Consider the following 12,257-nt stretch of genomic DNA (forward strand, 5'->3'; position numbering starts at 1 on the left):
CCATCCAGAGTAGGAGCCTTCGTATCCTTATACTGGAAAGCGATAATAGCCTGAGAAGACTTACCAAAAGCAAACTTCTGCTCGACACCCGTCTGAGAATTCTTCGCAGTAAAGTTCACCTCAGCACCCTGGAAACCATACTCGATAGAATTATTACCAGAATTATCCAAACCACCGATAATGGAACCCTGAATCGTATCCGTCTGAGAATCATACGCCACACCAGCAGGAAGCCCCGTCACCGTAAAGTCTTCGATAGACCAACCAGCAGCCTTCGCAGAATCCGACAGCTGAATACGCTTCGAAAAATCAGGAATATACACCTTATCCGTGCCCTGCTCATACCCACGAGGCTCGACCACAGACATAAACAAATCCATAGCACCAGTACTCGAATACAGCACTGCATCTGACGAACTAATATTCTTGTTCGCAGTCAGCACAGGCTGCCGCTTACCCTTCCACAAAGGCGCCTGCTGAGCAGCATCCTGAACCTGAGCAGCTGTCTGACCATAAATCTGACGACCCATCGTATTCGTAGCTTGCCCACCATTATAAGTCATAGTAAGCTGCGGAATATTCACCGACTCGCCAGTCATCTGACCACCATACACAGTGAACTCAAGACCATTCAAATCAGCACTCGACGGATTATTCACGCCGATAAGGCCCATACCAGCGCCATTACCGTTTGTAGAATTCGTAGGGAACGTGAATAAGCCCGTACCTGTAAAGTTATCACTGGTAATAGCCTCATTATTATCCAGTGTAAAAGTACGCGTCGGCAAAGTAGCCGTAGCCGCAGCATTCGCCAGCCACGCCCCACCCGTAGCCAGCACAGCCACAGCAGCAGCTGCAGCTATACCAGCACGAGTGCGACCACGCAAAGCGCGTTTCATAGAAATTTTCATTATAGAATCTTTCCTCTTCCTAAATGTAAGAATCTCTTCCACCATCACGAAGGATGCCAGAAAACCCCTAGCCTTATCTAGACACGTGCCAAGCAGGGAAGGATCCCCCCCCAGCCTGCATATGAAAAGATGGTTTAGCGTTTTACCTCACTGAATACACTGCGGCTTAAACGCTAGACTATCGATATTAGATTCTTCTTCCGTACTCCATTCTACCTGAAGACATACCCATATCCTCGGATAGTTCATAAAAAAACGGTGTGGCACCAGCAAATGCTAGGTGCCACACCGTTATGCTAGAGGAAGAATTGACCTTTAGTCCTCGAACGGATCAAAGTCACGACGCACGCGGCGGCGCGGACGCTCGGAGCGCTCAGCACGCTCTGCGCGGTAGTCGTCATACGCATCATCCACAGCGTAACGAGGATTCTCGCGACGTCCGGAACGCTCCGAACGCTCATCGCGGTCATCGCGGCTACGGCGAGGGCGACGCTCCGAACGCTCACCGCGGTCGTCACGGTCGCGGTCATCACGGCGTGGACGGCGCTCACGGCGGTCCGAACGCTCACCACGATCATCCGAGCGACGGTCATCCGAACGCTCACGGCGAGGACGCTCAGGAGCACTCTCCTGGTTTTCGAATCCAGGAATAGCCAGCGAAATCTTACCGCGGTCATCCACAGACTGAACGATGACCTCGACGGTGTCGCCTTCCTTCAGCACGTCTTCCACAGCGTCGATACGCTCGCCGTTCGCGAGATTACGAATCTGGGAGATGTGCAGCAGACCATCCGTGCCAGGAAGCAGATTCACGAACGCGCCGAAGCTCGTGGTCTTCACCACGGTACCACTGAAGGTCTCACCCGCTTCTGGAACGTGTGGGTTCGCTATCTGGTCGATGAGCTTCTTCGCAGCCTCAGCAGCCTCGCCACCTTCGGATGCGATGTACACAGTACCGTCATCCTCGATGGAGATCTCCGCACCAGTTTCTTCCTGAATCTGGTTAATCATCTTACCCTTAGGGCCGATGACTTCACCTATCTTATCCACAGGAACCGTAGTAGTGATGATGCGAGGAGCGTATGGGCTCATCTCAGCGATGCCATCGATGCACTCGGTGATGACGTCCAGAATGGTGGTACGCGCTTCCTTCGCCTGCTGCAGAGCAGAAGCGAGGACATCTGCCGGGATGCCGTCGAGCTTCGTATCCAGCTGCAGAGCAGTGATGAACTCAGAGGTACCTGCCACCTTAAAGTCCATGTCGCCGAAAGCATCTTCAGCACCCAGGATATCCGTGAGTGTCTTAAAGATGTGCTGGCCGTCCACATCACCGGAGACCAGGCCCATGGCTATACCAGCCACTGGAGCCTTAATAGGCACACCGGATGCCATGAGGGACAGGGTGGATGCGCACACGGAACCCATGGAGGTGGAACCGTTCGAACCGATGGCCTCGGAGACCTGGCGGATAGCGTATGGGAACTCTTCGCGGCTCGGCAGCACTGGGATGAGTGCGCGCTCTGCCAGAGCACCATGGCCTATCTCGCGGCGCTTCGGGGAGCCGACGCGGCCGGTCTCACCAGTGGAGTATGGAGGCATCTCATAGTTATGCATGTACGTCTTCGTGGTAGGACCAGAAAGAGCGTCCATCTGCTGTTCCATCTTCAGCATGTTCAGCGTGGTCACGCCCAGAATCTGAGTCTCACCGCGCTGGAAGAGAGCAGAACCATGCACGCGTGGAATCACGTCCACTTCAGCAGACAGGGTACGGATATCACGCAGGCCACGACCGTCGATGCGGTAGTCCTCCGTAAGGATGCGGCGGCGTACTATCTGGCGCTGCAGCTCCTTAAAGGCGTTCCCTATCTCCTTATCCTTCTCTGCCTCGTCCATATCTTCGAACTCGCCAGCGAGGGTGTCCTTCACGACCTGCTTAATCTCGGAGATGCGGTCCTGGCGTGGAAGCTTTTCTGCGATAGACAGAGCCTCGTTCAGGTCTGCGTGTGCTATCTCGTCGATGCGCGCGTACAGTTCGTCCGTGTATTCTGGGAAGAGCTGGAAGTCCTTCGTCTCCTTCGCAGCCAGGGCTTTCAATTCATCCTGTGCTTCGCAGATGACCTTAATGAAAGGCTTCGCCGCTTCGAGACCGCCGGCTACGACGTCCTCATCTGGCTTCGTCTGGCCTTCTGTATAAATGAGGTTCCAGGCGTTCTTTCCAGCACCTGCTTCGATCATAGCGATGGCCACATCACCATTTTCGATGACGCGTCCAGCTACCACAAGCTCGAAGACTGCGCGCTCACGCTCGGACCAGCGTGGGAATGCCACCCACTGTCCGTCGATGAGAGCCAGACGCAGACCAGAGACTGGTCCGCTGAATGGCAGGCCAGAGATCATGGTGGATGCGGATGCTGCATTCATGGCTACCATGTCATACGCATCATCTGGGTGGATGGACAGAACCGTCTCCACGACCTGCACTTCATTACGCAGGGTGTGTGGGAACAGAGGGCGCAGTGGGCGGTCGATGATACGTGCTGCCAGAGTGGCCTCTGTAGATGGACGGCCTTCACGACGGAAGAAAGAGCCAGGAATCTTACCTGCTGCATACATCTTTTCTTCCACGTCTACGGTCAGTGGGAAGAAATCATAGTTTTCCTTCGGGCTGCTACCAGCGGTGGTGGTAGACAGAACCATGGTTTCTCCATCGAGGTAGGCTGCTACTGCCCCATCAGCCTGCTGGGCGAGACGTCCCGTCTCGAAGCGCAGCGTACGCTTGCCGAAAGTGCCGTTATCGATGACGGCTTCTACTGCTTTAATTTCGGGACCCTGCACGGGTTCCTCCTTATAACTTCAAACTACCTACTTGCTTCATTCTTTTACATACAGTGGGGAGACCCTCTCCCCTGGTACCTACATCTCTATGTAAAAAGAGCCCAGGCTGAAACTAGCCTGGGCACAGAAGACTTTAGTGACGCAAACCGAGGCGCTCGATCAGAGAGCGGTAACGGTTAATGTCTACGCCGCGCAGATATCCGAGCAGGCGACGACGCTCACCGACCATGAGCAGCAGACCACGTCCAGAGTGGAAGTCGTGCTTGTGCTCCTTCATGTGAGCGGTCAGGTCGTTAATGCGCTTGGTGAGCAGAGCTACCTGTACTTCAGGCGAACCAGTGTCACCTTCGTGGGTAGCATACTCAGCGATAATAGCCTTCTTTTCTTCCTGAGAAAGTGCCATAGCATTCTCCTTCATATGTAGCTGCGCGGTGCCTCATCCTTCTGATGAAGCGCTCTGAATCCGCGGGCGAAACACGCCGAAATCTAAGTTTAGCTGATGCCCGAGACGACGCTCGTTATTCAGAAACTACGCGAGCTTATTCGCCTTCAGCAGGTCGCGAATCTCCTGGAGCGTCTGCAGCTGCAGCTCTTCCTTCGTAGGCTCAGCCGGAGCAGCAGCTTCTTCAGCGCCCTTATCGGCTTCCGCCTTCGCGGTGAAGTCCTTCAGCTTATTCATCGGCACGACGATGCAGAAGTACACGGCCACAGCGATGATGAGGAAGTTAATAAGTGCCGTCAGCACTGCACCGAAGGAGATAGTAGCCCCGTTAAAAGTGAACTTCAGCAGGTCAGACATATCTGGCTTTCCGAAGATCATAGCCACGAGTGGGTTAATGAAGTTCGCCACGATGGAGTTCACGATGGCGGTCACGGCTCCACCCATGACCACACCCACTGCCATATCGACGACGTTACCGCGAGAGATAAAGTCCCTAAAACCCTTAATCATAATTCATGTCCTTTCGTAAAAGATACTTTCAGCCACGCGCACCCGTAGGTCTTATATGAGACCGCCGAACATGGCCACGATGAGAGCGAAAAATTGGATACCGAAAAATGTGAGGAAAGCCGCCCAGCTGCGCGTTACCACGTTCAGCTTCGAGCCCTTCGGCACGAACAAAAGCGTGACAGTATAGACGACCACGAACACGCCGAGCGCCCACGCAGAACACATAATACCAGCATTCACGCCGTTTGCATAGACGTTCGACGAGCCGAAGATAACCTTCGTCCCCCACCAGTAGCTCGGACTAAACAGCGCAAACCCGGACAGGAACTGCTCCACGACGAAGCTCACGTACGCGAGCGCGCCCCACGTGCGCCACGCACTTTCTATGGTCGCCAGAGCCAGCGCCATCATGGTCACCACCATAGACGCCCAGCTCAGCAAAGCCCAGCCTATAGGCTGTACCTGGCTCAGCACCCAGATGGTCTGCGCGGTACGATGCACAGCAAAATCGCGACCCACGCCATACGGTACCGTCACAGACAGCAGAACGAGAAGCGTCACGAGCACATACTTCCACGGGCTTCGGCGGTACTGCCGCTGAGCATCCGCTATGGATATCTGCTCCGTGGTAGTCGTCGCGACGATGGCGTCTACCGCTATCTCCTTCTTCGCTTCCTTTTTTGCTTCTTTTGCCTCTACCATCTCTTCCCCCATCCCGTTATGAGCAGCACACGGAAAGCGAGCGTCATAAGCCGCTTATTCTTCCGTAAGTTATAGCGTTTCAGCACGCGTGCACGCTCACGCCACGGCAGGTTTTCTATGGTGACGAAAGCGCGAATGAGTTCACGCTTTTCTTCTGTCAATTCCTCCCCACCATAGCGATTCTCCAGCACAAGCGCGGCCTGCTTCTGCGAGCGGTGGATGAGCGTCCAGTACTTGCGCACGAGAAGGTCCGGCCGCGAAAGCTGCGCTACACGCTTACTGAACGTACGCGCTCCAAGCACGTTCGCTTCATGCTGACGGTAGAGCTCGCCCTGCTGGTCTATGAACTCAAGAGTGCCATGAGCAGTAGCGAGCAGAGCGAGGAACCAGTCGTGCATCATGATGGCGGAGGCGTCGGCAGAACTACTAGCGCCGCCTCCCAGCCACAGCTGTGCGAGCGCATCGTTTATAAGGCTCACACCTCCCGTAACCGTATTTTCCGTGAGTTCTTCGACGAGCGTGGTATTCGCGTGTCCGGACTGCGAGCGGATCATGCTCGGCGTGAGAGTGTTCAGCTGCGCGTCCACGACCACGGGATCCATATAGTTCATGTATGGTTCCACCACACCTCGCCGCCCGCACTCGGCGGCATGAGCCAGAGCTCGGCTCACCTGCGTGGCCACTTTATCCTCAAGCCAGTAGTCGTCCTGATCACTAAAGAGATAGAAATCTGCAGTAGCATGTGCAAGCAGCGCCTGAAAAGAACCGACTACGCCGAGATTCTCTCGCTCGTGTGGGTTTATCCACGTGATGCGCTCGTCATTCTCAGCGAGTTCGGCGATGATGTACGGCGTCGCATCTCGCGAGCCGTCGTCGCGGATAAACAGATGCCAGTTCGTGTATGTCTGCTTCTGAATGCTTTCCACCTGTTCGCGCAGGTATTTTTCGCCGTTATATGTGGACAGGAGGATGCTTACACGCGACTGGGCGTCACGGTCCTGTGCATCATTATGCACGTTCAGCTCAGCGTTCATACGTAAAGATCTCCTCATACTGTCCCACTATCTTTTCCCACGTATAGTCGCGCGCTATGATGTATTTCGCCTGCGCGCCGTACGTCTGCCGCTCGACGCGCGTCAGCTCGTCGGCCTGCTCTATGGCGTCAGCGAGTGCAGGACTGCTTTCTGCTGTTTGAGAGGCATCGTCCATGTGGGGTATTTTCCAGTACATGCACGCGTCCCTAGCCACAGAGTGGTTAAACGCGACATCGAGAACGAGATTTAAGTCTGTGTAGCTCAGCGCCTCAAGTAATCCCGGGTTTGTCCCTCCCACAGAATGCCCATGCAGGTAAGCGAAGGCATTTTCACGGATGTAAGTGAGCAGGTCACGATCATAGACTGTTCCCACAAACTTTACGCGAGGATCCTCGTCGAAGTGCGTGGCTGTGCGTAGCTGCTCAAAGAAGGCATTCCCCTCATAATTCGTAATAATGACGAGGTCACGCTTCGTTTTCGACGCCATGAATTCACGAATCATGGTTTCATAGTTATTCTCAGGGACGAAGCGACCTACTATGAGGTAATACTCCTCTTCTTTTACATCATGCTGAGCATACCAGCTGCGTACCTTCTGGTCGCCTGCTGTGAGAGTGGACGCAGCAGTATCCGTCCCATAGGCTATGAAGATGCTTTTCTGGCTCGCTTTTACTTCCGGATATGTACGCTCCATGTATTCCTGGATACCTTCGTTATCGCTCACTATCACATCCGCGTGCTTCGCCATGCACTTTTCTGCATACTTGAGGTAGGCGCGCACCGGCTTCGGCCACTTCGAGCGCTTGAATTCGAGACCATCAGGGTTTACGAAGAGGCGGCCATTTACGTCATGCACCCTTTTCGTTATACCACCCACGAGTGGGCCGATGGTATTTCCGAGAATGCAGAACACAGGCTTGAGGATATTCTCGCGACGGACCATGGCGAGTGCATGATCCAGAGCCATCATGTCATAGGCGATGACGCGAGCAGGGCCGAGCCAGCGGGCTGGATTCACCACGAAGCAGTCTACCCCCTGGAAGCTGAAGTGTCCGCGTTCATCTGCCTGCGTATAGGAACCATCGTCCAGGCATGCCACATGGTAGACCACGTCTTCGCGCTGCCTGCGCGTGACGAGATTCTCCACGAAGGTCTCGAAGCCCCCATATTTCGCTGGTAAACCGCGACTTCCTATGATAAAAACATGATGCTGCATATGCACTAGCATACCGTCTCGCGCCTACGAAGAACTCACGAGAGGCTGTGAGAAATTCGCGAGGAACTTTCCACACACCCCTGCACATCCCCTGCACACCCCCGCACATCCTCCAGGCGACACGCTTAACATCGAAGGACTTGCGCTCGACTCTGTTATACCCTAAAATGGTGGCTTGTCTGCGGATGTAGCTCAATGGTAGAGCCTCAGTCTTCCAAACTGATTACGCGGGTTCGATTCCCGTCATCCGCTCCACTAGTAATCCCAGCGTTTTCAAGGCTTCCCGCACAGGAGTAGAAGCATTTAGAAGCATTCACATCCACAAAGTCTTCTTTCCTCATTTCTTTCCTTCTGTCTGCTGTACAGCGGGCACAGCAGCAGCCTTCTCCAGCGCAGCGCGTACAGCCACGGAGAAGTAGTGTGCTCCACCGTCGAAGGTCGGGTGGACGAAGTCCTGAGCAAGCAAATCCGTATGGTCTTTTATCTGTCCAGCCCAGTCCGCTACGAAGACTTGCTTCGGGTGAGCAGCCGCGTAGGCGTTTATCACATCGTTCGACTGCCATATCCAGCCCGAAGTAGTCGGACCGAATCCGTTTACGAGGATGAGCTGACGGTCTGCACCCACCTGAGTCAAAAGTGCATCCAGCCAGTCCTGCCTCCACGTAGCATTCGCCGCGAGGCCTATGACCACATATGGGCGACGTCCCACGTTCGGATTTGCGTCAGCCGCTGCGAGCAGGCCGGCAGCTTCTTTACCTGTTCGGTTCACGACCCCGTCCACGTAGATGCCCGGGAAGTCGTTCGCGAGCGCGTACTGCGAAGCCTCGGTGACGCTATCTCCTATGACGGTTATGTTCGCGCCCGTGATCTCAGGCCGCGGCAGAGCTTTCGGCTCGTTCTTTTTCGCTTCTTCTTTGTCTTCTTTTTTCGGCTGAGTGTGCGACTTCTGCGTTTTCTGTGCCTTCTGAGCAGCTACAGCTTTTTCTATGGACATTTCTGCACTCGTCTTCGTCGGCTCATTCGCGAGCGCTAGTCCCGTTCCTATGAGACACACTGCTGCCAGTGCAGCCACGACCATGCGCACGTGCTTACTGAGCGTAGATGCCCATCCTCGTGCAGTGTTCTGAAGGATAGGCTGCTCGACGAAGCGCCAGGACAAAGCGGAGAAAAGGATGGTAAGAACGAAGATAATCCCAGCTCGTTCCCATACGCCGAGACGTGGAGCTATGTAAAGCGCGAGGACAGTGAGCGGCCAGTGCCACAGGTAGATGCCATAGGAGCGCACTCCCACCCAGCCCAGTGGGCGGATGCTCAGCACACTGACGAGCGAGCGTTCGAGCACTCCCCCATTCATGACTATGAGCGCCCCCTCCCGCTCGTCACTGGAGAGCCATTCGTGGTAGGACACGACTGCGAGGATGAGAAGAGCGGACAGTACACTCGCGAGCGTGGATATAAGTGTCATGGACACACCGAGAGGAAGGGGCACACAGGAGAGCACTATAAGTCCTGCAGCTCCCAGCCAGCCGAGCCCACCACTGAGAGTTCGCGAGCGTTCACGTAGCTTCACACAGAGCGGAAGGGCACAGGCGAGGAATGCTCCGAGCATAAGACCGTACGAGTGTGAGTCCGTGCCGAGATGCACACGCGTCGGGTCTGCTCCCAGCAGGGGCAGGATGAATGCCCACACGAGTGAGACTCCTGCGAATCCGAGCGTCACAGGCGCCGAAAAACGCTTCATCTTCGGCAGGAGCAGAATCCACAGAATCAGCGGCCACAGCAGGTAGAACTGCTCTTCTACGGCGAATGACCACAGGTTTTTAAAAAGCGCAGGATTCGCCTGGTCGAAGTAGGTGGAGCCCGCCAGAATCTGCGACCAATTATACGTAAACGTCAGCGCGGACAGCACCTGACGGCGTATCCCGAGCAGCACGTCTCCACCCACCACGAACGCGGCAGGCACGCACACGCCGAGGAGCACGAGCACAGCAGGGATAAGGCGGCGCAGGCGGCGCGCCCAGAACCCCGCTATGTTCAGACGGTTCGTCTGCTCTATCTCGCGGATAAGCAGGAATGTGATGAGGAAGCCAGACAGGACGAAGAACGCATCCACCCCCACGTACCCCTGCGGTACATACTGGGGCAGAAAGTGGTACGCGAGCACGAGGAGTACAGACAGAGCACGTAGCCCATCTAGCCCGCGTATCCTCCGCCGGCTCGTTTTCCCCTCTTCTGTTCTCTTTTCCGTATTCATGCTCTCGCGTATCTTCACATACGCTATGGTAGTGGTTTGTCCTCCCAGTGTCACGTAGAAAACGCCGTACGTCTTGATATACTTGTGGATACTTATTCATCCTGTCCGCTATTAGTGAGAATTACTGAGGAGTTCGCATGTCTCGTCCTGCCATACGCCCACACCGCTCGGGCAGATGGACTATGAAGATGAGCCACACGAACTGGACCAGCATTCTGGGGTGGAGCGTGGCCGTTTTCGCGAGCATGTGGATAGCTTTCTGTACGAGCGTGGGGCCCATTTACCGTGCGGATTCCTCCATACGCACCTTCGGACTTTCGAACGCTCTCATCTTCGCTGGCACATGGTGCGTGTGTATGGCAGTGATCTGGCTTTTCGTGCGTATGAGCCAGCCGACCTCACGCGCACGCTACCAGCTCAGTGGCGTGAAGAAGGCCAGTAAGCTAGCGGGAAAATTGGCAGAAAAAATGCCGAAAAAACTCGGCACTCGCATCGTACGCCTCACGGACCGCTGGTGGAAGATAGCCGCGCTGCTTTTCGCGGTCTGGGGCGTGCAGTTTATCCTCGTGCCGAGCATCTTCGCGGCGGACCTGATGAGCCAGTACGCGGAAATGACGCGCTGGATAGCTTCGCTGAACGGCTCGTACGTCTCGTATGCGGATAATTTTAACGTGGTGGACGTCTACCCCATCGCGCACTATATGTGGCCGGACACGCCCACGTATCTGACGAACCAGCATAACGTGGTTCTCACGTTTCTGTACGGCGGCACACTCGTGCTGTCCCAGCGCTTTACAGGCAGCATAGACCTCGGACTCGTTACGCTCAGCTTCGGGCAGATGCTCTTCGCCGTCCTCACCGTCAGCTTTACGCTCAGCCGTTTCTTCGCCTATGCGAGGCCGCTTCGCGTGTATAACCACCGGAACCAGCGAAACTACCGCGCTTCGGGAGCATGGCGAGCATTCATCCTGCTCTTCTTCGTGCTCAACCCTCAGGTGCTCTTCTCCACGACAGCACTCACAAAGTCTCCCCTCTTCGCCTTCGCATTCCTGTGGTGGTTCGGCCAGTGGTACGAGATCTTTAACCGTCGCGACCGCACACACATTCCGCGCACGCTCATAGCCGGTATAGCGCTGAGCACCGCGTTTATGCTCATTTCTGCGAAGTATGCCACGTACATCGTGGCCGTACAGATCCTGCTCATCTTCGTGTACGACCGCCGGCGCTGGCGTGCGCACCTCGTGGCGCTCGTGCTACCGTTCATCATCTTCCAGGGCGCACTGAACATCGCTGTGAACAGCGGCGCCATCATTTCGGGAGATTCCATAGAAAGCCGCGGGATTCAGATTCAGCAGATAGCCAGAGTGATGCGTGAGGACCCGGAGAGCGTTTCAGCTTCTGTACGCGCGCAGCTTCGGCCTATTTTCAATCTTTACGCTATGGGAGCTGCTTATAATCCGGATGATGCCGACCGCGTAAAGTCCTCGGGGGGCGACGGGAAGGTAGAGACATATAAGTGGGAGACGGTGACGGCCGACGACATGGCTCGCTTTAACCGCGCGTGGCTGTCTCTCGGGCGTTCGCATCCTGTCACGTATATCGACGCTTTCCTCGCGAAGGTATACGGCTATTTCGACGTTTTCGACCCGCCATACGTGGCGACGAGCTACTATCTGGATAATTCTCGCATCTCGAACGCCTCGCTTCTGCAGTACTGGATGCCGTCCGTGCGTTCGACCGAGTATGCGGCTGCCTCGTTCGTGGGCGGGCTTCCTGTTCTGGGATGGATCACCCATGGCAATTTTTATGTGGTCATGTGCATTCTTCTCGGTTGCGCGGTTATACTGCTGCGGCGCTGGGGAGATGTGATGCGGTACGTGCCGCTCGTTCTGCTCATAGGGGTAATGATGATGGCGCCCGCAAATAACTTCGAGCGCCACATGCTCCCCCTCGCCTTCTGCGCCTGGCTCATGCTACTCCAATTCGTCCACGACGGGCGTGCTGCGTGGGGGCGCGAGAGGATAGCGCGGGTGATGTAGGGGGCGTGGGCGAGGCAGGTACTATGCGCGCTTACGCTTCTCTTTCCTTCTCCAGAGGTATCCTGCCAAAAGCCAGAAGATGCCGTCAAGGACAGAGTACACAGTAAGAAAAGTGCTATGCATGCATACAGCAACTGCCACCGCTACAATAAAGTGAAAAACTGCTAGCGCAAACATTCCATACGATAGTTTCATACGACTGAAGTGTAGTCGAGAAGCTGGTCGCGTGAGTAGTTTGCGCGTTTCGTTTTTTACTGTGCGGGGTACGTTTTAGTGATTTATTAGGCAAGCGAAACAGGTGCGACTTGTGACAT

At 55.3% G+C, this 12,257-nt stretch carries 9 protein-coding genes and 1 tRNA gene; 2 read left to right on the forward strand and 8 right to left on the reverse strand.

The window, feature by feature from the left end; translation table 11 throughout:
• The 7 genes from ALMA_RS02390 to cps2T form a co-directional block, all read right to left on the reverse strand.
• The coding region (locus ALMA_RS02390) for a hypothetical protein (RefSeq protein WP_211278326.1) at positions 1 to 911 on the reverse strand (911 nt) is incomplete at its 3' end.
• A gap of 315 nt (positions 912 to 1,226) precedes the next feature.
• Complete coding sequence (locus ALMA_RS02395) at positions 1,227 to 3,746, reverse strand: polyribonucleotide nucleotidyltransferase (RefSeq protein ID WP_094726242.1); 2,520 nt, start codon at positions 3,744 to 3,746, stop codon at positions 1,227 to 1,229.
• Between the two features lie 133 nt (positions 3,747 to 3,879).
• The gene (gene rpsO / locus ALMA_RS02400; protein ID WP_086106591.1) at positions 3,880 to 4,149 is read right to left on the reverse strand and encodes a 30S ribosomal protein S15; all 270 of its coding nucleotides are present in this window, start codon (positions 4,147 to 4,149) and stop codon (positions 3,880 to 3,882) included.
• A 126-nt stretch (positions 4,150 to 4,275) separates the two neighbouring features.
• Positions 4,276 to 4,698, reverse strand: a complete 423-nt coding sequence (mscL, locus tag ALMA_RS02405) for a large conductance mechanosensitive channel protein MscL (RefSeq protein WP_094726243.1) — start codon at positions 4,696 to 4,698, stop codon at positions 4,276 to 4,278.
• A gap of 51 nt (positions 4,699 to 4,749) precedes the next feature.
• Positions 4,750 to 5,400, reverse strand: a complete 651-nt coding sequence (locus ALMA_RS02410) for a hypothetical protein (RefSeq protein ID WP_094726244.1) — start codon at positions 5,398 to 5,400, stop codon at positions 4,750 to 4,752.
• Positions 5,394 to 6,434 carry a glycosyltransferase family 2 protein gene (locus ALMA_RS02415; protein ID WP_094726245.1) on the reverse strand — a complete coding sequence of 347 codons (1,041 nt, stop codon included), beginning with the start codon at positions 6,432 to 6,434 and terminating at the stop codon, positions 5,394 to 5,396. Before ALMA_RS02415 ends, ALMA_RS02410 begins: the two co-directional genes overlap by 7 nt.
• The gene (cps2T, locus tag ALMA_RS02420) at positions 6,424 to 7,650 is read right to left on the reverse strand and encodes a beta 1-4 rhamnosyltransferase Cps2T (RefSeq protein WP_094726246.1); all 1,227 of its coding nucleotides are present in this window, start codon (positions 7,648 to 7,650) and stop codon (positions 6,424 to 6,426) included. The genes ALMA_RS02415 and cps2T overlap by 11 nt, the downstream gene beginning before the upstream one ends.
• A 181-nt stretch (positions 7,651 to 7,831) precedes the next feature.
• Between cps2T and ALMA_RS02425 the strand changes: the two genes are divergently transcribed.
• Positions 7,832 to 7,905: transfer RNA gene (locus ALMA_RS02425), tRNA-Gly, on the forward strand.
• A gap of 82 nt (positions 7,906 to 7,987) precedes the next feature.
• On the opposite strand, the gene ALMA_RS02430 is transcribed toward ALMA_RS02425, so the two are convergent.
• Complete coding sequence (locus ALMA_RS02430; protein ID WP_148140235.1) at positions 7,988 to 9,904, reverse strand: acyltransferase family protein; 1,917 nt, start codon at positions 9,902 to 9,904, stop codon at positions 7,988 to 7,990.
• 137 nt (positions 9,905 to 10,041) lie between these two features.
• Here ALMA_RS02430 and ALMA_RS02435 point away from each other — a divergent pair, with 137 nt between their 5' ends.
• Positions 10,042 to 11,943 (forward strand): DUF6020 family protein, encoded by a 1,902-nt coding sequence (locus ALMA_RS02435; protein ID WP_094726248.1) that lies wholly within the window; start codon positions 10,042 to 10,044, stop codon positions 11,941 to 11,943.
• The last annotated feature ends 314 nt before the right edge of the window (positions 11,944 to 12,257 follow it).

It is taken from the genome of Alloscardovia macacae, from assembly GCF_002259705.1.
In the GTDB taxonomy this organism is placed as follows: domain Bacteria; phylum Actinomycetota; class Actinomycetes; order Actinomycetales; family Bifidobacteriaceae; genus Alloscardovia; species Alloscardovia macacae.